Source organism: Streptomyces phaeochromogenes (genome assembly GCF_001418655.1).
Lineage (GTDB): Bacteria > Actinomycetota > Actinomycetes > Streptomycetales > Streptomycetaceae > Streptomyces > Streptomyces phaeochromogenes.
Genome location: NZ_LIQZ01000441.1, coordinates 1 through 21,752 on the forward strand (window position 1 = coordinate 1; position 21,752 = coordinate 21,752).

Below are 21,752 nucleotides of genomic sequence, written 5' to 3' on the forward strand. Positions count from 1 at the left end.
TCCCCGCGCCCCTAAAAGACCAGGGGCTGAGGCGTGTTGTTGGCTGCAGGTCGGTCGGCGTTGCTCGCGCCGTTCCCCGCGCCCCTAAAAGACCGGGGCACCCCCTGCTCCCTTAGGGGCACGGGGAACTGCGCAGCCCGCACCCCGCCGGGCCGCAGCCGATAATCCGGCGAGGGCTACTCGGCCGCCGCTCGGCCCGTCAGCGCGGTGAGGCTGTTGCGGACGTGGGTCATGTGGGCGCTGACGTCGTCCCACTCGTCGCCGTGTTCGCGGAGGACGCGTTCCGTCTCGCGCGAGATGCGGTCCTCGTGGAGGCGGGCCTCGGCGAGGAGTTCGGCGGCGCGGGCCTCGGCGTCCTCCTGGAGGTGGCGGGTGGACTCGTGGGCCTCGGCGAGGGCCCGTTCGGCCTCGGCCAGCTCCTCCGCCGCACGCGAGGCCCGCTCCTCGTGGCGCGCGTCGAGCGCCGCCTCCCGTTCGGCCGCCTCGCGCGCGACCCGCTCCCAGCGCTCGGCGTGCTCCTTCTCCTGCTCGGCGAGGAGCGCCTCGCTGCGCCGCCGCGTCTCGCGCAGCGCGGCGAGCGCCTCACCGCGGTTCTCCTTCACGTCACGCCGCGCGGCGATCCGCATCTCGTCGGCCTCGGCCTGCGCGGCGAGCAGCCGGTGCCGGACCCGCTCCTCGGCCTCACCGCGCACCGCGTCGGCCTCCGCGCCCGCAGCCGCGCGCAGTTGACCGGCCGCGGCCTCGGCCTCCTCCACGACCAGCCGGGCCTCCTGCCGCGCGCCCTCGCTCACGGCCGTGGCCTCCTCCTCGCCCAGTTCGAAGAGCCGCCGGGCACGGTCGCCGAGCGTCTCGTACGTCTGGGGAGCCAGCCCCGCCACGACCTCGTGCAGCCGGTCCGCCTCGGTCTCCATCTCCCTGGCCAGGACGGTCAGCCGGGCGGCCCGTTCCCAGGCGGCGTCACGCCCCCGGGAGAGCGCCGCGGCGTACGTGTCGACCTGGTCGGGGCGGTAACCGCGCCCCCGTACGGCCTCGAAGCCATGAGGTGACACCGATGCGTTGCTCATCCTCGAATCCCCTCTCCGGCATGCGACGTACGACATGATTTGCCGCACATCTTGGTGGATCAGACGGAAGTGTTCATAACGCGACACTCCGGATAAAGGGTCGGACGGGGATGTGACACAAAAGGGCCGGGCCCGGTCAACCGACCGGGCCCGGCCCTCTCAGGACGTTCGGGGAGTTCAGCGACTCGACGTCACAGCAAGCCGTCCCACATCTGTTCCAGCAGCACCGACCACCAGCTCTCCGGCGAACCGAGCGCCGCCGGGTCGAGCGCGGCCAACTGCGCCTGGAAGTCGACGGTCCAGCGGCCCGCCTGCTCCTGGTTGAGCCCGAAGCGAAGACGCCACATACGGCCCAGCAGCGCGAGGCTGCGCGCGAACTCGGGCAGCCCCGTGTTCACGAACTGCGGCGGTACGGAAGCGCCGCCGGGGCCCGCCTCCACCGGCACGGCCACGATGTGCGCCGTCCCGTACTGGACGCAGATCGCCTTGCCGAAGTCGCTGCCCATGACGAGGTACGAGCCCGCGTCCGCGGACGGCTGGGCGCCCCGCTCCTGCGCCAGTTCGGCGAGCGTCGGCACCGGGCGGCCCGGCTGGGCCTGCGCCCAGAAGAACGGGTTCATGTCGAGGGGCAGTCCTGCCACCACCAGCGTGTGCGCCACGATCGGCGGCACACCCTGCCGGGACACGGCCGCCTGGTCGAACCGGAACAGCCCCGGTCCGAACGCCGCCGCCAGCTCCTGCCCGATCGCCTCCGGCGGGATCGGCGGCGCGGGCTGCACCGGCGGCAGCGGCGACCGTACGGGCGCGGGCCTGGCCGGACCGTCCGCGACCTGGTGCAACTCGCCCTGGTGCGCGATCAGTTGGGCCATGCCCTGCTGACGGCTCGCGTGGTCCGTGCCGTACGAGGCGATGCTGGTGATCCTCGCCTGCGGCCAGCTCTCCCGGATCATCCGGGCGCAGTACGCACCCGGCAGCTCGCAGGACTCCAGCTCCGTGTGGAGCTCAAGCACCTGCTGCGGCGGCACGTTCATCGCGCGCAGCTCGTGCAGGATCTGCCACTCCGGGTGCGGGGTGCCCGGCGCGGACCGCCGGATGAGCTGCTGCTCGCTCCCGTCCTGGGCGCGGTAGCGCAGAACCGCCTGGTAGCCGGGGCCGACGGTCGGCTGCCCCTGCTGGGGGTAGCCGTAGGCCGGGGGCTGCTGACCCGGCATCGGCTGGCCCGGCATGGACTGCCCGGGGAAGGGCTGCTGGCCCGGCGGCGGCATGCCCGGAGCGCCCGGCGGCATACCGGGAGGCCCCTGCGGCGGCGGGACCGTGCCCGGGCCGCCGGTCGGGGGACCGGACAGCATGGTCTCGGCGTGGTGGACTCCACCGGAGGCGCCGGGGGCACCTGGCCCGCCAGGACCTCCCGGAGCACCTGGAGCGCCGGGGGCACCCGGAGGCTGGGGCGCGCCGGGGCCGCCCACCGCCGGACCGGCGAGCATGGTCGCGGCGTGGTGGACGCCACCGGCGGGCGTACCGCCGGGGTTGTTGGGCGCGCCGGGAGCACCCGGTGCGCCGGGAGGCTGCGGGGCACCCGGAGTGCCGGGCGCGCCAGGGGGCTTGGGCGCCCCGGACTGGTTCGGGTCGGCGAACATGGTCGCCGCGTGGTGGACACCGCCCGGGGGCGTACCGCCCGGAGCGCCGGGGGCACCCGGGGCTCCAGGAGGACCGGGGGCCCCGGGACCGCCCGGCCCGTCGGGGCCGAGCTGCGAGACCATCTGCGTCGGTACGTACCCACCCGCCGACGCCCCCGGCGCACCGGGACCGGACGCGGGAGCCGCACCACCCGGCCGTGCGCCGGGCGTTCCGGGCGCACCCGGAGGCGGCGGCGTACCGGGCGCACCCGCACCACGGGCACCGCGCGGCGGAGCCTGCGCCTTGCTGGTGGCGGCGTCGGCGATGTCACCGGCGTTGGGGGGCAACGGCCGCCCGCCCCCACCCGGACCGGGAGGCGGCTGCGGCGGATTGGGTCCGGCGGGCGGCTGCGGAGCACCCTGCGGGAAGCCGTACGAGGGAGCACCCTGCGCACCGGGCGCACCCGGAGGCTGTGTTCCGGGCACGCCGGGAGGCGGTGTGCCGGCGCCGGGACCCTGCGGGTAGCCGTACGAGGACGGCGCCCCGGGCGGCGGCGTACCCGGCGCACCGGGCCCACCCGGAGGAGGCGTACCGGCACCAGGACCCTGCGGATAGCCGTACGAAGAAGGCGCACCCGGCGGGGGTGTGCCCGGCGCACCGGGACCGCCAGGCCCACTCGGGCCACTCGGGCCACCCGGACCGGCCGGAGTCCCCGGCCCCCCCTGGCCCTGCGGGAACGAGGGCGGGTTCGGGTCGCCCAGTGCGGGCGCGACGGTCGTGCTCGGGAGCTGGCTGCCGCCCGAGATCAGCCTGGTCTGGGCCTCGGGTGCCGCGTCGGGCTCCGACGGCCTGCCGCCGGCGCCCCCGTCCCCGACGTCCCTTATCTGCGGCGCGTACACGGTCGCGGGCAGCGGCACCGAACGGTCGTCGCCCGACTCGGCGTTGGTGTCGGTCCCGGCCCACGGCGTCGCGTCGGCGGGCACCCCGGAACCACCCGAGGCCTCCCCGCCGGCGGCGGGCCACGACGTGCCGCCACCCGGAGCGGAGGACGTCCCCGGGCCACCACCGGGCCCGGGCAACGTCTCGGGAATCGCCCCTCCGCCCCCGGCCCCACCATGCGCGGGACCGGCAGAACCGCCGGGCGGAACCGCGTCATTGACGGAGGCGGCAGCGGCGGCAGCGGGACGAGACCCGGCCCCGTCCGACGCCCTGTCCGGAGTCCTGTCCGGAGTCCCGTCGGACGGACGGGACGAACCGCCGCCCGACGACCCGCCCGAAGCCGCTCCCGACGCCCCGCCGGACGTCCGGTCCCGTCGGTCCGGAATGCCCATCCGGTCCGCGGCCTCCTGGAGCCACTCCGGAGGAGTCAGCAGGAAGGACGTCTGGTTGAGGTCGACGCGCGCGGGAGGCGCGGGCGCCGGATCGGGCGCCGCGTCCGGCAGCCCGTACTCCTCCTCGTACCGGCGAATCACCTCACCCACCGGCAGCGAGGGCCACAGGGTGGCCTCTCCGCTGTCGCGGGCGATGACGAGCCGCTGGGCGCCGCCGTCGGACCGCGGTCCTTCGGCACGGTCCTCGGCCCACACCACGAATCCGAGTTCGAACTCCCGGACCCGCACCTCGCGGTGCTGGTAGCCGGGCACATCCCCGTTGATCCACTCTTCGGCGCGCTCCTGCGCCTGCGCGAAGGTCACCATCGGACGCTCACTCCCCCACCGAAGACACCGCGGACACCGACACAGCCCGCGCGAATCCACCGTCCACCATCAGATTCGCCACGGTCTCCAGCTCCGGCGGATTGCCCGCGAGCCGGGCCAGGAACTGGTCGAAGTCGTCCCCACAGGGCAGCAGCAGCCGCTGCACACGCTCCGGGGGCGCCCACAGGTCCTGGTCACGGGCGTCGTCGTACGCGCAGAACCACATGGACCCGACCTTCTCGCCCTTGACCTTCACGGCGAGCAGACCGCCCTGGACGAAGCCGACGCCCAGGTAGTCCTTGGTCAGGTGGTCCCGCAGACATTTGTTGACGTACACGAGGTCGTTGACGGCGGCCTCGTCGCGCACGGTGAAGAACGGCTGGTCGACCAGCAGTCCCAGCTCGGCGTCGAGCGCGGCGCCCATCGGGGCGCAGCCGCCGGCGGCCTTCAGGAACGACCGGTACGCGCCGGGCAGCCGGTAGCCGAGGTCCTCCTCGACGCCCAGCACCTGCTGCTCGGTCACCGCGACGGCGGCCTTGGGCAGCCCGAAGTGCGCGGGGCGGGTCTCCTGCAGGGGCCGGGTCCCACGCTTGTTCTGGTCGACGGCGGCGGTGGCCAGTCCACCGTGGTGACGCAGCAGCGCCTTCACCTCGACCGGCACCAGCTCCAGCCGCCGGGTCCCGGGCACGTGGTGCCAGGTCCAGCCGTGCGGAGTGGCGACGGGCGGGATGGTGTCCCACAGGTCGTGGCCGTCCGCGGCCATGGCGGCGTTCGCGGACACGTAGTCCGTCAGCCGGAGTTCGTCGACCCCGAACCCCTCGGGCGGCTCGGCGATCTCCGCAGCGGCACGCGCATAGAACGAGAAGTCGGGATAGCCGCGCTCGTCGACACGCACACCTCTCGGGTGACGCGCCGCCCGGACCGGGTCCGGGAAGTGCACGACCTGCCCGGCGTAGGCCGCGTTCGGCGGCGCGGCTTGCTGCCCGAGCCGACCTGTCGTCATGGCGGTTGCCCCCTGCGGCGTTCTGAAGGATCGCGGATATCGACAGCCTATGCGGTTGAACGACACCGGTCACCGGGCCTCCGGTTCCGTACCGGCCAGCGGGGCTCCGGTTCCGTGACCTGCCGTCATCGCGCCGTGACGGTGCGGCGAAGACCGCGCGTGTCGCGGCGCCCCAGCTTCCGCACCAGCCACGGAGTTTGGCACTCTGTCCGAGCACCGGGGGATGCGGTAAGGGGAGGAAACAGGACGATGAACTCAACGCAGACAGGCAGATCTGGTGATCCCAGGGTGGGCTGGAGCAACACCGATGCTCCCGTCACGCCCACGCTCCTCCACCGCCGTGACGGCATACTTCCGACCATCGCCGCCGCCCTGTCCGTACGGGGCGCGACGCTCACCGGCACGGCGGGCCGAGGTGACCAGCCGCCGCCGCTCCACCCGCTGGTCCGGGACTTCCTGGACACACTGACGAGCGGGCAGCGCGACCGCTTCACCGGCCGCTGCGCCGAAGTGATCCTCATCTCCCGCCACATCACGGCGGTGGACGCGGACCGTTCCAAACGGGCCGCCCGGAAACCCATGACCAACGGAGAGGCCCGCAAGTCCCTCAAGCAGGCCAAACTCACCGCCCGCCGCATCCGCGAGGACGGCGACCCGCTGCACGGCAGTTTCGCGCCGCCCTGCGGCTCCTGCACCGCGCTCAGCGCCCACTTCGGCGTACGCATCGTCGACCCGACGGCACCGGAGGACTGACAAACCCCTCTTCCCCCACACAGGGCGTCATCAGCGCCCCTTGCAGAAGCCGCCGAACCACCACCGCGGCAGCTCAGACGAACGCGAAGGTCCGATGCACACCGACCGCACCTCCCCCTCCCCCACACCGACCTCGACCCGGTTCTCCGCCGTGGTCGACGCCGCGCTGCGCGCCGCGGGATGGCAGCCGGGACGCTGGGACATAAAGCAGGCCGAGATCTGGGCCGACACCCTGCGCAGCCACGAGTCGCCGGCCGGTCACCGGCACTCCGTGTTCCCGGCGGCGGTGGAGGCCTGGGCGGAGTTCGGCGGTCTCCACATCCCCGCCACGGCCCCCGGCCGCCAGATCGCCCCGACGCCGCTGCACCTGGACCCCCTGCACGGCCTCCACATGGCCCGTACGCTCGTGGACCTGGGCAGAGCGCTGGACAGCGAAGTGGCCCCGCTGGGCGAGGAGTCCGACACCAGAGCCCTCCTGGCGATCGACGCGGAGGGCCGCACCTACACCCTCGACCACACGGGCGACTGGTACCTGGGCGCCACCATCGACCAGGCCCTGACCACCCTGGTCTCAGGCCTGGAACCGGAACGCCTGACGGCCGGCTGATCCGGCACAGGCACTCCAGGGCCGGCCCCGACGGGCCTCGTGGCGGCGGGGACCCACCCCGAACCGGCCCAACTCGACCCGCTCAACTCGAACCGGCTCAAACCACCTCGGACCGGCTCACGCCAGGACGGCGACGCTCACGCCTCCGCCGGAATCACCGCCGAGACCCGGAAGCCGCCGGCGTCGGTCGGGCCGGAGACGAAGACGCCGCCGAGTCCGAGGACACGTTCCTTCATCCCCACAAGGCCGTTGCCCCCGCTGGGCAGCCGGGCGTCGGAGGCGGCGCCGGGCTCGGGCGGGGGGCCGTTCTCCACCTGCATGGCGATCTCGGCGCCGCGGTGGGCGACCCGCACGCGGGTCTTGGCCCCGGCAGCGTGCTTGTGGACGTTGGTCAGCGCCTCCTGCACCACGCGGTAGGCGGTCTGCTCCACCAGGGCCGCGTAGCCCCGGGCGTCCCCCTCCACGAACAGGTCGACGACCATCCCCGCGGCGGCGGACTGCCCGACCAGCTCCTGGAGGTCGTCGAGGCAGGGGCCCTCCCCTGCCTCCTCGTTCACGGCCCGGGACGCCGCGGCGGCAGCCGCGACCCCCACCGCGGCGAGCGGCACGGTCTGCATCCGCACGGAGGAACCGCCGTAACCGCCCTCGCCCGTACGCAGCACCCCGAGCATCTCCCGCAGCTCGGTCAGCGCCTGCCGGCCCATGTCGCCCACGAGCGAGGCGTTCTTGACGGCCTTCTCGGGGTCCTTGCGGGCCACGGCCTGCAGAGCCGCCGCGTGCACGACCATCAGACTCACCCGGTGCGCGACGACGTCGTGCATCTCGCGGGCGATCCGGGTCCGCTCCTCGTTGCGCGCCCACTCCGCCCGCTCCTCGGCCCGCTCGGCCAGCAGCTGCAACTCCCGCTCCAGGGAGTCGGCCCGCTCCCGCAGGCTCTCCATCAGCCGTCGCCTGGCCCCCACGTACAGCCCGAGCAGGATCGGCGGCGCGGTCATCCCGAGCGAGGTGGTGATGGACACGAACGGCACGAACCAGTCGCCCACCATCTGCAGGTCGCCCCGCACCATCCCCTGGTGCGCGCGCACGTACGTGACGATGAGCATGCCCACCATCGACATACCGGCCAGCGCCCCGATGATCCGCCGGGGCATCTCGGACGCGGCGAGCGTGTAGAGCCCGACGAGCCCCATCAGGAACCCCATCTGGGCCGGTGTGATGGCGATCGACACCAGCACCACGGCGATGGGCCACCGCCTCCGGAACAGCAACACGGACCCGGCAACAGCCCCGAACACCATCCCGGCGGGCACCGGCACGCCCGCCGCGTCCGCGAAGGGATACCCCTCGATCGCACACTCCACGGCGGACACCAGCGCGAGGCTTCCGTCGAGCACCGCGCTGCGCCACCTCGCCCACCACCACGGCCCGGTCAGGGTCGCGGTGTGGTCTTCCCCCGTCGTGGTCATGCCTCCAGCCTACGGTCGCCCCCCGCCGCTTTTCCGGTGAGTTTCGCGTACTGGCCTACACCACTCGCCGTAATCGAACAGACACGAAACCCGCCGCAATCCGCCGAAAACCCAGAACCGGCCCAAGCCGCCCCGGAGTCACCCCACGCCCGCCCCGCACCACCCGGTACCACCCGGCGCGGTCGAAGTACCGTCGCACCGAAGGCACCCGGTACGGCATAGTGTTGGATGTCGACTCGGCAGCCCGACCGGATCTCCGGTCCCGTCGAGTTCCATCCCCCGTGGTGTAATTGGCAGCACTGTGGCTTTTGGTGCCATCTGTCCGGGTTCGAGTCCTGGCGGGGGAGCCCTACGCGAACCGGGCCCCGACCGCACTGTCGAGGCCCGCTCCCATTTCTCCCTCACAACGCCCCGGTATCCTGCGGATGTCCACTCCCCAAAGGCACCCCAGCCATCCGAAGCCGAAGGGCATCCCCGTGAGCGCCAACCGCCCGGCAGCCGTCGTCGTTCTTGCAGCGGGTGAGGGCACCCGTATGAAGTCGGCCACACCCAAGGTCCTGCACGACATCTGTGGCCGTTCTCTCGTCGGCCATGTACTCGCCGCCGCACGCGAGTTGGAGCCCGAGCATCTGGTGGTCGTCGTGGGCCACGCCCGCGAGAAGGTCACCGCGCACCTCACCGACACCGCCCCGGGTGTACGGACCGCCGTGCAGGCCGAGCAGAACGGCACGGGGCACGCCGTGCGGATGGCCCTGGAGGAGCTGGGCGGCGGCATCGACGGAACCGTCGTGGTCGTCTGCGGGGACACCCCCCTCCTCAGCGGCGGGACCCTGCGCGACCTCGCCGCCAACCACACCACCGACGGCAACGCGGTCACCGTGCTCACCGCCGAGGTCCCGGACGCCACCGGCTACGGCCGCATCGTGCGCGACGGCGCCTCCGGCGCGGTCACCGCGATCGTCGAGCACAAGGACGCCTCGGAGTCCCAGCGCGCGATCCGTGAGATCAACTCCGGTGTCTTCGCCTTCGACGGACAGCTCCTCGCGGACGCGCTCGGCAAGGTCCGCACGGACAACAGCCAGGGCGAGGAGTACCTGACCGACGTCCTCGGCATCCTCCGCGAGGCCGGGCACCGCGTCGGCGCCTCCGTGGCGGGCGACCACCGCGAGATCGCCGGCATCAACAACCGCGTCCAGCTCTCCGAGGCCCGCCGCATCCTCAACGACCGGCTGCTGGAGCGGGCGATGCTCGCCGGCGTCACCGTCGTCGACCCGGCCTCCACCTGGATCGACGTCACCGTCACCTTCGAGCAGGACGCGATCGTGCACCCCGGCACCCAGCTCCAGGGCGCCACGCACCTCGCCGAGGGCGCCGAGGTCGGCCCCAACTCCCGCCTCACGGACACCAGGGTGGGCGCGGGCGCGAGGATCGACAACACGGTCTCCAACGGCGCCGAGGTCGGCCCCCAGGCGAGCGTGGGTCCGTACGCGTATCTCCGCCCCGGCACCCGCCTCGGACTGAAGTCCAAGGTGGGTACGTACGTGGAGACCAAGAACTCCACGATCGGCGAGGGCACGAAGGTGCCGCACCTCTCGTACGTGGGCGACGCGACGATCGGCGAGTACACGAACATCGGCGCCGCGAGCGTCTTCGTGAACTACGACGGCGAGGCCAAGCACCACACCACGGTCGGGTCGCACTGCAAGACGGGTTCGGACAACATGTTTGTGGCGCCTGTCACGGTCGGGGACGGTTCCTACACCGCCGCGGGCTCCGTCATCACGAAGGACGTACCGGCCGGTTCACTGGCCGTCGCCCGGGGCCAGCAGCGGAATATCGAGGGCTGGGTGGCCCGCAAGCGCCCCGGAAGCGCGGCCGCGAAGGCGGCGGAGGCGGCTGCCCGGGAGTCGGCCGGCGAAAGCTGACCGGAAAGCGGTGGGTCGGACTCGGCGTACCGTGATAGATGCACACCCGCACACCCAGCTGGGACCGCATCTGAGAACACATCTCAACATCCAGCTGAGACACCTCTGAGGAGACAGTGCTGTGACCGGGATCAAGACGACCGGCGAGAAGAAGATGATGTTCTTCTCCGGCCGCGCCCACCCCGAGCTTGCCGAGGAGGTCGCCCACCAGCTGGGTGTCGGGGTCGTCCCGACGAAGGCCTTCGACTTCGCCAACGGCGAGATCTACGTCCGCTACGAGGAGTCGGCCCGCGGCGCCGACTGCTTCCTCATCCAGAGCCACACCGCTCCGATCAACAAATGGATCATGGAGCAGCTCATCATGATCGATGCTCTGAAGCGGGCCTCCGCCCGGAGCATCACCGTGATCATGCCGTTCTACGGTTACGCCCGGCAGGACAAGAAGCACCGCGGACGTGAACCGATCTCGGCCCGTCTGATCGCCGACATGATGAAGACGGCCGGTGCCGACCGCCTTCTGACGGTCGATCTCCACACCGACCAGATCCAGGGCTTCTTCGACGGTCCCGTGGATCATCTGTTCTCGCTGCCTCTGCTCGCGGACTACGTGGGCCACAAGGTGGACCGCTCCAAGCTCACGGTCGTCTCGCCGGACGCCGGCCGCGTACGTGTGGCCGACCGCTGGTGCGACCGCCTGGGCGCCCCCCTGGCGATCGTGCACAAGCGCCGCGACAAGGACGTCGCGAACCAGGTCACGGTCCACGAGGTCGTCGGTGACGTCGAGGGCCGGGTCTGTGTCCTGGTCGACGACATGATCGACACCGGTGGCACGATCTGCGCCGCCGCGGACGCGCTGTTCGCGCACGGCGCGGAGGACGTCATCGTGACGGCCACGCACGGTGTGCTCTCCGGTCCGGCCGCGGACCGGCTGAAGAACTCCAAGGTCAGCGAGTTCATCTTCACGGACACACTGCCCACCCCGGGCGAGCTGGAACTCGACAAGATCACCGTGCTGTCGATCGCGCCGACGATCGCCAACGCGGTGCGCGAGGTCTTCGAGGACGGCTCGGTGACCAGCCTGTTCGACGAGTAGCCAGGAAGCAGGTCCACCGGTCCCCCGGGGCCGCGTAGATCGATTTCTTGTACGGCCTCCCCGCCCCGTAAGCTGTCACAGTTGCTCGGCGAGGGAGGCCGCACTCTTTGGTGCGGCGGTCCGTTATCGACGCGCTCTTCGTAGCAGGCCGATGTTTTGGCCGGGTGACCACCTTCCCCAATTGATCTACGAGGAGTGACCATGGCCGACGTCAAGATCGCCGCCGAGACCCGCACCGAGTTCGGCAAGGGTGCCGCCCGCCGCATCCGCCGTGAGAACAAGGTTCCCGCGGTCGTCTACGGCCACGGCGCCGACCCCGTCCACATCACGCTCCCGGGCCACGAGCTCCAGCTCGCCCTGCGCACCCCGAACGTCCTGCTCACCCTGGACATCGAGGGCAAGACCGAGCTGGCGATCCCGAAGGCCGTCCAGCGCGACGCCATCAAGGGCTTCCTGGAGCACGTCGACCTGCTCACCGTGAAGCGCGGCGAGAAGGTCACCGTCGAGGTCTACGTCCACACCGAGGGCGAGCTGGCCCCGGGCGCCTTCCTCCTCGAGCACGTGCTGAGCACGCTGACGGTCGAGGCCGAGGCTACGCACATCCCCGAGTCGGTCACCGTGTCCATCGCGGGCCTGGAGGCCGGTGCCTCCATCGCCGCCAAGGACATCCCGCTCCCCGAGGGCACCACGCTGGTCATCGACGAGGACGCCGTCGTGCTCCAGGTCCTGGCCGCCCAGGCGGAGGAGCCCACCGAGGACGCCGCGGCCGACGAGGCCGCCGAGGCCTGATCCCGCACCGGATCACCGTGCACCGGCCGCCGCTCCCGAGGGGGCGGCGGCCGGTGCGTATCCCTGATCCGGACAGCCCGCCGATCGAGGACCCATGGGAGACACGGACGTGACCACGGAACCAGGCGCCCCCTGGCTGATCGTGGGGCTCGGCAACCCCGGCCCCGAGTACGCCAGGAACCGCCACAACGTGGGCTTCATGGTGGCCGACCTCCTCGCCGAGCGGATCGGCGGGAAGTTCAAGCGGGCAGGCAAGGCGCAGGCCCAGGTGATCGAGGGCCGTATCGGCCCGCCGGGACCGGCGAACCGCCGGGTGATCCTGGCCAAGCCGATGTCGTACATGAACCTGTCGGGCGGCCCGGTCACGGCCCTGCGCGACTTCTACAAGGTGCCGACGGCGAACATCGTCGCCGTCCACGACGAACTCGACATCGACTACGGCGTGCTGCGGCTGAAGCTCGGCGGCGGCGACAACGGCCACAACGGTCTGAAGTCGATGACGAAGTCGATGGGCCCGGACTACCACCGCGTCCGTTTCGGCATCGGCCGCCCGCCGGGCCGTATGCAGGTCGCCGACTTCGTCCTGAAGGACTTCTCCGCGACGGAGCGCAAGGAGCTGGACTACTTCGTGGACCGTGCGTCGGACGCGGTGGAGGCTCTGGTGATCGAGGGCCTGGAGCGGGCTCAGTCGACGTACAACTCCTGAGGGCTCCGGCCGGCCACTGAGAAACCCGGCGGGCCGCCGGAAGGACCGTACAAAAGGTCCGTACAACGCGGGACTTGTCCCCCCAGGGAGCCCCACCGGAGTTGACCGAGCGCAGGGTCATGGCCAAAGATCGCCGCCATGCCTGCCCTCGCCTCCCGTCGGAACGCGGTCGTGGCGCTCCGGTTCGGGCAGCTCGCGGCGATGGGTACGGTCGCGGCGCTGATCCTGATCGCGGGCGTCTGGGCCTCCTGGGGCACCGCCCAGCACGTGATGCTCACCAAGGGCCGTGAGCGCGGCACGATGACGGTCGCGCGATGCGCCGACGACCGCTGCACGGGTCCCTACCGGCCGCTGTCGGAAGGGTCCACCGCCCGCGACCGGGTCGTCCTCGACAGCGAGGTCGCGGTGGACAAGGGCCGCACCTACACGGTCGCCGTGAAGCCCGGCAGCGACGAGGTCGTGCGCACGGGCACCGGCGGACTCCTCTACGCCTGGGCCCCGCTCGGCGGCGCGCTGCTGCTCGCCTCGATGGTGGTCGCGGGCGGCCTGCGCCTGACCCGCCTCGCCTGGGCCTTCGGCGGCGCGGGCCTGACACTGCTCACGGCGGCGTTCCTGACCCTCTGAGGGCGACCTTCTGAGGCCGGACGCAGTCCCGCGCCCCAAAGCAAAGGGGCGCGGGACTGCGCTTCCAGACGGGTCAGCCGGTGTTACGCAGCCCGGCCGCCACCCCGTTGACCGTCAGAAGCAGCGCCCGCGACAGCAGCGGGTCGGCCTCCTCACCGGCCGCCGCCGCGTCACGCTGCCGCTTCAGCAGGGCGACCTGGAGGTACGAGATCGGGTCCAGGTAGGCGTCACGGATGGTGAAGGTCTGCTTCAACACCGGTTGGGCGTCGAGGAGTTCCGGCTCACCGGTGATGCGCAGCACCTCGCGCACGGTCAGCTCGTGCTCGGCCCGGATGGTCTCGAAGACGTGCTTCAGGTCGTCCGGGACGAGCGTGTCGACGTAGTGGCCGGCGATCCGCAGGTCCGTCTTCGCCAGCGTCATCTCGACGTTGGAGAGGAAGTTGCGGAAGAAGTGCCACTGCTCGTGCATCTCGTCCAGCACGCTGTCGAGACCGGCCTCGCGCAGCGCCTTCAGACCGGAGCCGACCCCGAACCAGCCCGGCACGATCTGCCGCGACTGCGTCCAGCCGAACACCCACGGGATGGCGCGCAGACCGTCGAGCGAGACGCCCGAGCCGGGGCGGCGGGAGGGCCGCGAGCCCAGGTGCAGGTCGGCGAGCTGGTCCACCGGCGTGGAGGCGAGGAAGTACGTCGGCAGGTCCGGGTCCTCGACCAGCCTGCGGTAGGCCGCGTGCGCGGCGTCGCTGACCACGTCCATGGCCGCGTCCCAGCGGGCGAGCGCCTCGTCGGACTGGCGGGGCGAGGTGTGGAGGGCCGAAGCCTGCAGCGTGGCCGCGACGGTGAGTTCCAGGTTCTCCCGCGCGAGCGACGGCACGAGGTACTTGTCGGAGATGACCTCGCCCTGCTCGGTCACCTTGATCTCGCCCTCCAGCGTGCCCCAGGGCTGCGCGAGGATCGCGTCGTGGGACGGACCACCACCACGCCCGACCGTGCCGCCACGACCGTGGAAGAGCCGCAGGCGTACGCCGTACCGGTGGGCCACGTCACGCAGCCGCCGCTGCGCCCGGTGGATCTCCCACTGCGAGGTCGTGATGCCGCCGAACTTCGACGAGTCGGAGTACCCGAGCATGACCTCCTGGACATCGCCCCGCAGCGCCACGAGCCGCCGGTAGGACGGGTCGGACAGCATGTCCTCCAGGATCGTGTCGGCGGCCTTGAGCTCGTCCGTCGTCTCCAGCAGCGGCACGATGCCGATCTTCGCCCAGCCGGCGTGCAGATCGATCAGCCCGGCCTCGCGGGCCAGCACCGCCGCGGCGAACACGTCGTCCGCGCCCTGGCACATCGAGATGATGTACGACTCGATCACCTCGGGCCCGAACACCCCGAGGGCCCGCTTCACGGTCTCGAAGACACCGAGGGTCTTCTCGCCCGCCGCGTCCAGCGGCGCCGGGGTGGGCCCGAGCGGACGCCGGGACCGCAGCTCCTTGGCGAGCAGCTTGTGCCGGTACTCGCGCGGCATGTCCTCGTACCGCCACGACTCCTCGCCGAGCCGGTCGAAGAGCTGCCCGAGCGCCTGGTGGTGGGCGTCGGCGTGCTCCCGTACGTCCATGGTGGCGAGCTGGAGGCCGAAGGCGGCGAGCGTGCGGATCGTACGGTTCATGCGGCCGTCGGCGAACAGCGCGCCCCGGTGCTCGCGCAGCGAACTCTGGACGAGGGTCAGGTCCTGGAGCAGCTCGGCGGTGCCGAGGTAGTCCCGGCCGTCCTCGTGCGCGGTGCCCTTGGCGAGGCGCTGCTTGGTGTTCTCCAGCTTCTGCCGGATGCAGGTGGCCTTGAGCCGGTAGGGCTCCTCGGCGTTGAGGCGCTTGTAGCGGGGGCTGATCTCGGGAAGCAGCTCCAGATCGGTCCGCAGGGAGTCCAGGAGCTCCTCGGTGGCCCCGGTGTAGCGGATGGAGTTCGACAGGAAGCCGCGCAGCTCGTCGATCAGCTCCAGCGCGTCGTTGATGCCGTGCTCGTGCTGGAGGATCAGGACGTCCCAGGTGACCTGCGGGGTCACGTTCGGGTTGCCGTCGCGGTCGCCGCCGATCCAGGTGCCGAAGGTGAGCGGGCGGGTCTCGTCGGGCAGCGTGACCCCGACGCGCTCCAGCTCCGCGGTCAGGTCCTCCAGCACGTCCCCGACCGCGCCGGCGTGCAGCTCGTCCAGGTAGTAGATGGCGTTGCGGGCCTCATCGGCGGGCTCGGGACGCACCACGCGCAGCTCGTCCGTCTGCCAGACGAGGTCGATGTTCTCGGCCAGGCGGGTGTCGTAGCGACGCCGGTCGGCCTCGATGACGGGCGTCTCCAGCAGGGCGGCGATCCGGCGCAGCTTGTTGAGCACCGAGCGCCGGGCCGCCTCGGTGGGGTGCGCGGTGAAGACCGGGCGGACGTTCAGGTGCTGCACGGTCGCGCGCAGGTGCTCGGGGTCGGCGTCCTTGAGCCGGTCCGCCGTGCGGGCGAGCAGTCCGCCCTCGGCGGCCCGCCTGGCGCGCAGCTCACGGCCGCGGTGCACCTGCTCGGTGACGTTGGCCAGGTGGAAGTAGGTCGAGAAGGCGCGGACCAGCTTGGCCGCGGTCTCCAGTTCCGTGCCGCGCAGCAGCTCGGCGGCGGCTTCACCGTCCTCGCGGGTGAGACGGCGGACCTTCTCGACCAGTTCCAGAAGCTCGGGCCCCTCCTGACGTACGAGGGTCTCGCCCAGCAGATCGCCCAGGCGGCGGATGTCGGCGCGCAGCTCACTGCCGGTTGTCGTGGTCTGGTCGTCGGCACTGCTCACAGGTGCGGCTCCTTGCAGTGTTGAAGCTCGTCTGGAGGGGAACCCGTCACTGGGGCGGCGGGCGCGCATCGGCGACGGGGCATCCGGGAATGAAACAGAGCGGACCGCGCTGTCCGACCGACCTTAAGGATAGGTGTCCATACGGACGCGCAGTCTCTCGGGCTCTTGCCGCCGGGCGAGGCACTGCCATACTTACGACGCCGTAGGTTACGGAACCGTAGGCGCGGTTTCCGGCAACCCGGCAGGCGCGATTACCGGCCACTCTCACAACCCTCGACCCCACAGGGGACGCTCCCATGACCACGAGTTCCGATGTGATCGACGACGCCCCCGAGGCGAACGACGACGACACCGCACTCCGCTCCGCCACGCTGGGCGGCGAGCAGAAGCGCTCGATCGAGCAGATCACCCTTCTCCTCTTCATCACCGTCCCCTTCCTCGCGGTCCTCGCGGCGGTGCCGCTGGCCTGGGGCTGGGGCGTGAGCTGGCTGGACCTCGGCCTGCTGGTCTTCTTCTACTACCTCGGCTGCCACGGCATCACGATCGGCTTCCACCGCTACTTCACGCACGGCGCCTTCAAGGCAAAACGCCCCCTTCGCATCGCCCTCGCGATCGCGGGCTCGATGGCCGTCGAGGGCCCGCTGGTCCGCTGGGTGGCCGACCACCGCAAGCACCACAAGTTCTCCGACGCCGAGGGCGACCCCCACTCGCCGTGGCGCTTCGGGGAGACGGTCCCGGCGCTGATGAAGGGCCTGTGGTGGGCCCACATCGCCTGGATGTTCGACGAGGAGCAGACACCGCAGGACAAGTACGCGCCGGACCTGATCAAGGACAAGGCGATCCGCACGATCTCGCGCCAGTTCCTCCTGTGGGCGGGACTGTCCCTGACACTCCCCGCCCTGATCGGCGGCCTGGTGACGATGTCCTGGTGGGGCGCGTTCACGGGCTTCTTCTGGGGCTCGCTCGTCCGGGTGGCGCTGCTGCACCACGTCACCTGGTCGATCAACTCGATCTGCCACGCGGTGGGCAAGCGCCCCTTCAAGTCGCGGGACCGCTCGGGCAACGTGTGGTGGCTGGCGGTCCTCTCCTGCGGCGAGTCCTGGCACAACCTCCACCACGCGGACCCGACCTCGGCCAGGCACGGTGTGGAGCGCGGCCAGGTGGATTCCTCGGCCCGCCTGATCCGCTGGTTCGAACTGCTCGGCTGGGCGTACGACGTGCGCTGGCCGTCACGCTCGCGTATCGATTCCCGCCGCAACCCGGACGGGAAGGGCTCCCGACGCAAGGCGGAGGCCGCCGAACCGGCATGATTGACGGCGTGGCCGACTCCAGCACACCCAGCAATGAAAAGCCGCGGCGCGCCCGCCGCACCCGGATGACCGGTGCGGAGCGGCGGGCCCAGTTGCTGGAGATCGGCCGCACCCTCTTCGCCCAGAAGGGCTTCGAGGCGACATCGGTGGAGGAGATCGCGGCGAAGGCCGGCGTCTCCAAACCGGTGGTCTACGAGCACTTCGGCGGCAAGGAGGGCCTGTACGCAGTAGTGGTGGACCGCGAGATGCGCCGCCTGCTGGACGGAGTGACGAGCTCACTCACCGCAGGCCACCCACGCGAACTGTGCGAGCAAGCAGCTTTCGCCCTCCTCGACTACATCGAGGAGTACACGGACGGCTTCCGCATCCTGGTCCGCGACTCCCCCATCCCCCAGTCCACCGGCTCCTTCGCCTCCCTGATCTCGGACATCGCGACACAGGTGGAGGACATCCTGGGCCGCGAGTTCAAACGCCGAGGCTTCGACCCGAAACTCGCCCCGCTCTACGCCCAGGCCCTCGTAGGCATGGTCGCCCTCACCGGCCAGTGGTGGCTCGACGTCCGCCGCCCCAAAAAGGCCGAGGTAGCAGCCCACCTCGTAAACCTGGCCTGGCACGGCCTGGACGGCCTGGAAGCCAAGCCGCGCCTGATAGGGCGCCGAAAGTCGTAGCCAGGGCTACAGCTCACCTGCGGCCGAGCGGGGAAGGCTGACCGCGCCCCAAAACAGCCGGTGCCCCGGCACCCCACAACCGTGCCGCACCGGCCGTACAACCAGGCGGGGTCGTGTCGGTATGTTCAGCCCGCCGCATACGGCTCCCGCTGGAAACGCCCACCCGACTACGCCGGGCAGTACGCCCCGCCGCGGCGGGCTGGACATACCGTCACGGCCCCGCCCACCCACGACGCGCACGCCCTCAACTCCGCAGCCACCGGTTTCTGCAAATCATCGCTGCCGCCCGAGGACGGGCTCCAGGAACTCCAGCCGATTGCCCACCGGATCCTCGGAGTAGAAGCGGCGACAACCAGGCAGGCTGTCGTCCCAGATGACAGCCGCTCCACGCGCGACCAGCCGCGCCGCGTACGCCTCGATCCCCGTCACCCGCAGCCCCGGGTGGGCCTTCTTCGCGGGCCTGAAGTCGGGCTCGATGCCCAGGTGGAGCTGGACCGCTCCCGCCCGGAACCAGCAACCGCCGCGCGCCGCGAGCACCGGCGGCTTGGAGATCTCCGTCATGCCGAGGACATCGACGTAGTACACACGCAGGGCGTCCTCGGCCCCCGGCGGGGCGGCGAGCTGAACGTGGTCGACGGCGGCAAGCATCCCGTCAGACAGCCTTCCGAGCCACCAAGAACAGCCGCCGGAACGGAAGCACCGTCCCGTACGGAGCCGTCGGATACGCCTTGCGGAGCAGGTCGCGGTACTCGCCCACGAAGGCGTCCCGCGCCTCAGGGTCGTCCGCGAGGGCAGTGATAGCGGGTCGCAACCCCGTGCCCTTGGACCAGTCGAGTACAGGGTCCTCGCCCTGCAGGAGCTGCATGTAGGTCGTCTCCCAGACGTCCACCGCGCACCCCAGACGGGCCAGCCGGTCCAGGTAGAGAAGCGGCGGATGGACGGAGTCCGTGTCGCGGAGGACGCCGTCGAGGCGACCTTTCCAACGAGCCGACGCGGCAAGCTCACGCATCAGCACATGCAGAGGCGCATCAATGTTGTTCGGAACCTGGAAGGCGAAGGTCCCGCCGGGGGCCACCGCGTCGAGCCAGCCGGGCAGGGCGTCCAGATGCCCCGGCACCCACTGCAGCGCCGCATTCGAGACGATCAGGTCGTACGTCTCCGTCGGCGACCAGTCCGTGAGGTCCGCGTGGGCGAAGTCCAGCCGCCCACCCCCCGCAGTGGACCCCGCATGCTCGGCCGTCCTGGCCAGCATCTCCGCGGAGTTGTCGTACCCCGTGATGTACGCGCCCGGCCACCGCTCGGCGAGCTGCACGGTGACATTGCCGGGCCCGCAGCCCAGATCGGCGACACGGGCCGGCTCGCCGGGCAGCGCCGGCACCCGCGCGAGGAGCTCGGCGAAGGGCCGGGCGCGGTGCTCCGCGTGGCGCAGATACTGACCCGGGTCCCAGGTGGGGCTGGTGGTGGCGGACATGAGGGCCTCCTCGAAGTCACGATCGACGACGCCGCACCCGACGTCCCGACATCCCGACGGAACTCCAGCCTCACACCCGAACTATCTCGACGTCAAGAGACTTCACATCAAGAGACTTCATGTCGACACAACCACTACACTGATCGCCATGGAGGACGAGGTCGATCGGCTGGTCGCTGCGTGGCGCCGGGAGCGCCCTGACCTCGACGTGGAACCGCTCGAGGTACTCAGCCGCGTGAGCAGGCTCGCCAGGCATCTGGACCGCGCACGCAGGATCGCGTTCGCCGAGCACGCCCTGGAGCCCTGGGAGTTCGACGTCCTGACGGCACTGAGGCGCGCGGGCACCCCGTACCAACTCTCCCCCGGCCAACTGCTCACCCAGACACTCGTCACCTCGGGCACGATGACGAACCGCATCGACCGGCTGGCGAAAAAGGGCCTGGTCGAGCGCCTCCCCGACCCCAGCGACCGTCGCGGCGTACTCGTACGTCTCACCGAGGACGGCCGCGACCGCGCGGACCAGGCGCTGGCCGGACTACTCGACCAGGAGCGCGCGATCCTGGCGGAACTCAGCAGGGCCCAGCGCGGCGAACTCGCCGGGCTGCTACGCCAGCTGACCGCCCCGTTCGACAACATCCCCGGCTAGGTCGACGGGCCCGACCCCGGCCCGGCGCGCGAGCGCAACGGCGGCGAGGGTCGAGTGCACGCCGAGCTTCCCCAGCACGTTCTGCATGTGCGTACGGACGGTGTGCGGCGAGAGGAACAGCCGCTCGGCGACGGCCTTGCGCCCCAGCCCCGCGACCATGCACCGCAGCACTTCCCGCTCCCGCGGAGTCAGCGACTCCACCAGCCGCTCGCTCTCCGTACGGTGTTTCCGCGCGGCCGTCAGCTCGCGCAGCACGCCGGTGAGCAGCGCGGGCGGCAGATGCGTCTCGTCCCGCAGCACGCCCCGGATGACGGTGAGCAGCCGGGACAGCGAGCAGTCCTTGGCGACCCAGCCCGAGGCACCGGCCTGCAGGGCGAGCGCCGCGCGACGCGGGTCGTCCTTCTCGGCGAGCACGACGGTACGGACCGTGGGCTGGCCCGAACGCACGCCCGCGACCAGCGAGATGCCGTCGACCAGGCCCTCTTCGTTGTTGTCGTGGACGGGTACGGCAGGGCGGGCGCCCGGCACGTTCCCGCCCAGGTCGGCGTCGACGAGGAGCACGTCGAATCTGCGGCCCTCGGCCGCCGCCCGCTCCAGGCAGCGCAGCGCGGCGGGGCCGCTGCCCGCCGCGGAGACGTCCACGTCTGGCTCGGCGGCCAGGGCGGCGGCGAGCGACTCGGCGAAGATACGGTGGTCGTCGACGACCAGGACACGGATGCGAACCACTGAAACCCCCACTGCTCGGGGGACGGCCGGCGCGGGTACGGCGCCCGGAGATCCCGAACTCCTCCGCTCGGAAAACGGGGTGCCGCAGCCGCACGGCCGCCGCCGTGCTGGAACTGCTACCCCCACTCCGGGCGTCGTACCCGACTGTCTCGCCCCCTGATCAGCACCGGCCCCCACCGGTGCTGCTCATCAGAGTACGGCTGGGCAGCAGGAGCGGAAGGTGATTTGCAGAACTGATTGGCCAGCGCGTTTATGGTGAGCCGTATGTTTCGTATTGAGACAGAAGTCGACAAAGAGCGTAGTCAATTCCTGCGTTCACGGCTACGGGACGCGAACACGGCTGCGTCTCCCGTGCTGCGTTCCCTGCGCGGAACCCCTGGTGAACGGGAAGTTCCGCTCCAGGTCTGGGCGTTGGATCCGGCCGATGCGGTGGTGGGGGGTCTGGTCGGGCACACGTGGGCGGGGTGGCTGCACGTGACGTATCTCTGGGTCGACGAGCGTCTCCGTGGCGGTGGCCTCGGCTCGCACGTGCTGTCCCACGCGGAACATCTGGCCCGTACGTCCCGTGGGTGCCGCAACTCGCGCCTGGAGACGTGGGACTTCCAGGCCCCTGCCTTCTACCGCAGACAGGGCTATGAGGTGGTGTGCGAGATCCCGGACTATCCCCCGGGAATCACGGAGTACACCCTGACGAAGCGGCTCGCCTGAGCAAGACGTTTTTCGCCCCCGCCGCCCCTACCCATTCCCGTCACTACTCGGGGGCCAGCCCCCGAACCCCCCT

The 21,752-nt window shown here is 71.3% G+C and carries 19 protein-coding genes and 1 tRNA gene; 12 read left to right on the plus strand and 8 right to left on the minus strand.

Features of this window, described 5'->3' with window-relative positions:
* Positions 1-176: 176 nt before the first annotated feature.
* The 3 genes from AOK17_RS42175 to AOK17_RS42185 form a co-directional block, all read right to left on the minus strand.
* Entirely contained in the window at positions 177-1,064 is an 888-nt protein-coding gene (locus AOK17_RS42175; RefSeq protein ID WP_055617948.1) for a hypothetical protein, read from the minus strand.
* A 191-nt stretch (positions 1,065-1,255) separates the two neighbouring features.
* Entirely contained in the window at positions 1,256-4,378 is a 3,123-nt protein-coding gene (locus AOK17_RS42180) for an SUKH-4 family immunity protein (RefSeq protein ID WP_055617949.1), read from the minus strand.
* Positions 4,379-4,385: 7 nt separating this feature from the next.
* Complete coding sequence (locus AOK17_RS42185; protein ID WP_055617950.1) at positions 4,386-5,381, minus strand: SMI1/KNR4 family protein; 996 nt, start codon at positions 5,379-5,381, stop codon at positions 4,386-4,388.
* Between the two features lie 249 nt (positions 5,382-5,630).
* Between AOK17_RS42185 and AOK17_RS42190 the strand changes: the two genes are divergently transcribed.
* Positions 5,631-6,134, plus strand: a complete 504-nt coding sequence (locus AOK17_RS42190) for a YwqJ-related putative deaminase (RefSeq protein WP_055617951.1) — start codon at positions 5,631-5,633, stop codon at positions 6,132-6,134.
* Between the two features lie 94 nt (positions 6,135-6,228).
* Complete coding sequence (locus AOK17_RS42195; RefSeq protein WP_055617952.1) at positions 6,229-6,741, plus strand: SUKH-3 domain-containing protein; 513 nt, start codon at positions 6,229-6,231, stop codon at positions 6,739-6,741.
* A gap of 137 nt (positions 6,742-6,878) precedes the next feature.
* On the opposite strand, the gene AOK17_RS42200 is transcribed toward AOK17_RS42195, so the two are convergent.
* Positions 6,879-8,207: a sensor histidine kinase gene (locus AOK17_RS42200; RefSeq protein WP_055617953.1), complete on the minus strand. Its 1,329-nt coding sequence runs from the start codon at positions 8,205-8,207 to the stop codon at positions 6,879-6,881.
* A 275-nt stretch (positions 8,208-8,482) separates the two neighbouring features.
* Here AOK17_RS42200 and AOK17_RS42205 point away from each other — a divergent pair.
* The 6 genes from AOK17_RS42205 to AOK17_RS42230 all read left to right on the plus strand — a co-directional run bounded on the left by AOK17_RS42205 (position 8,483) and on the right by AOK17_RS42230 (position 13,344).
* A tRNA-Gln gene (locus tag AOK17_RS42205) sits at positions 8,483-8,554 on the plus strand.
* A gap of 129 nt (positions 8,555-8,683) precedes the next feature.
* On the plus strand, positions 8,684-10,132 hold the full coding sequence (gene glmU, locus AOK17_RS42210; RefSeq protein ID WP_079053595.1) for a bifunctional UDP-N-acetylglucosamine diphosphorylase/glucosamine-1-phosphate N-acetyltransferase GlmU: 1,449 nt from the start codon (positions 8,684-8,686) through the stop codon (positions 10,130-10,132).
* 121 nt (positions 10,133-10,253) lie between these two features.
* Positions 10,254-11,225 (plus strand): ribose-phosphate diphosphokinase, encoded by a 972-nt coding sequence (locus AOK17_RS42215; protein ID WP_055617955.1) that lies wholly within the window; start codon positions 10,254-10,256, stop codon positions 11,223-11,225.
* A 201-nt stretch (positions 11,226-11,426) separates the two neighbouring features.
* The gene (locus AOK17_RS42220; protein WP_055617956.1) at positions 11,427-12,014 is read left to right on the plus strand and encodes a 50S ribosomal protein L25/general stress protein Ctc; all 588 of its coding nucleotides are present in this window, start codon (positions 11,427-11,429) and stop codon (positions 12,012-12,014) included.
* A gap of 94 nt (positions 12,015-12,108) precedes the next feature.
* Complete coding sequence (pth, locus tag AOK17_RS42225) at positions 12,109-12,720, plus strand: aminoacyl-tRNA hydrolase (RefSeq protein WP_055617957.1); 612 nt, start codon at positions 12,109-12,111, stop codon at positions 12,718-12,720.
* Positions 12,721-12,858: 138 nt separating this feature from the next.
* Positions 12,859-13,344: a hypothetical protein gene (locus AOK17_RS42230; RefSeq protein ID WP_055617958.1), complete on the plus strand. Its 486-nt coding sequence runs from the start codon at positions 12,859-12,861 to the stop codon at positions 13,342-13,344.
* A 73-nt stretch (positions 13,345-13,417) separates the two neighbouring features.
* On the opposite strand, the gene ppc is transcribed toward AOK17_RS42230, so the two are convergent.
* The gene (ppc, locus tag AOK17_RS42235; protein WP_055617959.1) at positions 13,418-16,150 is read right to left on the minus strand and encodes a phosphoenolpyruvate carboxylase; all 2,733 of its coding nucleotides are present in this window, start codon (positions 16,148-16,150) and stop codon (positions 13,418-13,420) included.
* A gap of 296 nt (positions 16,151-16,446) precedes the next feature.
* On the opposite strand from ppc, the gene AOK17_RS42240 reads away from it, so the two are divergent.
* Together AOK17_RS42240 and AOK17_RS42245 are read left to right on the plus strand one after the other, a co-directional pair.
* Positions 16,447-17,460, plus strand: a complete 1,014-nt coding sequence (locus AOK17_RS42240) for an acyl-CoA desaturase (protein WP_055617960.1) — start codon at positions 16,447-16,449, stop codon at positions 17,458-17,460.
* On the plus strand, positions 17,457-18,128 hold the full coding sequence (locus AOK17_RS42245; RefSeq protein WP_055617961.1) for a TetR/AcrR family transcriptional regulator: 672 nt from the start codon (positions 17,457-17,459) through the stop codon (positions 18,126-18,128). The genes AOK17_RS42240 and AOK17_RS42245 overlap by 4 nt, the downstream gene beginning before the upstream one ends.
* Positions 18,129-18,401: 273 nt before the next feature.
* On the opposite strand, the gene AOK17_RS42250 is transcribed toward AOK17_RS42245, so the two are convergent.
* Positions 18,402-18,776 carry a VOC family protein gene (locus AOK17_RS42250; RefSeq protein ID WP_055617962.1) on the minus strand — a complete coding sequence of 125 codons (375 nt, stop codon included), beginning with the start codon at positions 18,774-18,776 and terminating at the stop codon, positions 18,402-18,404.
* 4 nt (positions 18,777-18,780) lie between these two features.
* Entirely contained in the window at positions 18,781-19,599 is an 819-nt protein-coding gene (locus AOK17_RS42255; RefSeq protein ID WP_055617963.1) for a trans-aconitate 2-methyltransferase, read from the minus strand.
* Between the two features lie 148 nt (positions 19,600-19,747).
* Here AOK17_RS42255 and AOK17_RS42260 point away from each other — a divergent pair, with 148 nt between their 5' ends.
* Positions 19,748-20,245, plus strand: a complete 498-nt coding sequence (locus AOK17_RS42260; RefSeq protein WP_055617964.1) for a MarR family winged helix-turn-helix transcriptional regulator — start codon at positions 19,748-19,750, stop codon at positions 20,243-20,245.
* Here the strand turns inward: AOK17_RS42260 and AOK17_RS42265 are convergent.
* Complete coding sequence (locus AOK17_RS42265; protein ID WP_055617965.1) at positions 20,204-20,971, minus strand: LuxR C-terminal-related transcriptional regulator; 768 nt, start codon at positions 20,969-20,971, stop codon at positions 20,204-20,206. The genes AOK17_RS42260 and AOK17_RS42265 overlap by 42 nt on opposite strands.
* A 252-nt stretch (positions 20,972-21,223) precedes the next feature.
* Between AOK17_RS42265 and AOK17_RS42270 the strand changes: the two genes are divergently transcribed.
* Complete coding sequence (locus AOK17_RS42270) at positions 21,224-21,679, plus strand: GNAT family N-acetyltransferase (RefSeq protein WP_079053596.1); 456 nt, start codon at positions 21,224-21,226, stop codon at positions 21,677-21,679.
* The last annotated feature ends 73 nt before the right edge of the window (positions 21,680-21,752 follow it).

Excerpts from the sequence above, each read along its gene's own strand:
- AOK17_RS42255 (WP_055617963.1), bottom strand. The coding sequence starts at position 19,599 with ATGTCCGCCACCACCAGCCCCACCTGGGACCCGGGTCAGTATCTGCGC.
- AOK17_RS42230 (WP_055617958.1), top strand. The coding sequence starts at position 12,859 with ATGCCTGCCCTCGCCTCCCGTCGGAACGCGGTCGTGGCGCTCCGGTTC.
- AOK17_RS42270 (WP_079053596.1), top strand. The coding sequence starts at position 21,224 with ATGGTGAGCCGTATGTTTCGTATTGAGACAGAAGTCGACAAAGAGCGT.
- AOK17_RS42240 (WP_055617960.1), top strand. The coding sequence starts at position 16,447 with ATGACCACGAGTTCCGATGTGATCGACGACGCCCCCGAGGCGAACGAC.
- AOK17_RS42250 (WP_055617962.1), bottom strand. The coding sequence starts at position 18,776 with ATGCTTGCCGCCGTCGACCACGTTCAGCTCGCCGCCCCGCCGGGGGCC.
- AOK17_RS42220 (WP_055617956.1), top strand. The coding sequence starts at position 11,427 with ATGGCCGACGTCAAGATCGCCGCCGAGACCCGCACCGAGTTCGGCAAG.
- AOK17_RS42245 (WP_055617961.1), top strand. The coding sequence starts at position 17,457 with ATGATTGACGGCGTGGCCGACTCCAGCACACCCAGCAATGAAAAGCCG.
- AOK17_RS42175 (WP_055617948.1), bottom strand. The coding sequence starts at position 1,064 with ATGAGCAACGCATCGGTGTCACCTCATGGCTTCGAGGCCGTACGGGGG.
- AOK17_RS42200 (WP_055617953.1), bottom strand. The coding sequence starts at position 8,207 with ATGACCACGACGGGGGAAGACCACACCGCGACCCTGACCGGGCCGTGG.
- AOK17_RS42190 (WP_055617951.1), top strand. The coding sequence starts at position 5,631 with ATGAACTCAACGCAGACAGGCAGATCTGGTGATCCCAGGGTGGGCTGG.
- pth (WP_055617957.1), top strand. The coding sequence starts at position 12,109 with ATGGGAGACACGGACGTGACCACGGAACCAGGCGCCCCCTGGCTGATC.
- AOK17_RS42180 (WP_055617949.1), bottom strand. The coding sequence starts at position 4,378 with ATGGTGACCTTCGCGCAGGCGCAGGAGCGCGCCGAAGAGTGGATCAAC.
- AOK17_RS42260 (WP_055617964.1), top strand. The coding sequence starts at position 19,748 with ATGGAGGACGAGGTCGATCGGCTGGTCGCTGCGTGGCGCCGGGAGCGC.
- AOK17_RS42185 (WP_055617950.1), bottom strand. The coding sequence starts at position 5,381 with ATGACGACAGGTCGGCTCGGGCAGCAAGCCGCGCCGCCGAACGCGGCC.
- AOK17_RS42195 (WP_055617952.1), top strand. The coding sequence starts at position 6,229 with ATGCACACCGACCGCACCTCCCCCTCCCCCACACCGACCTCGACCCGG.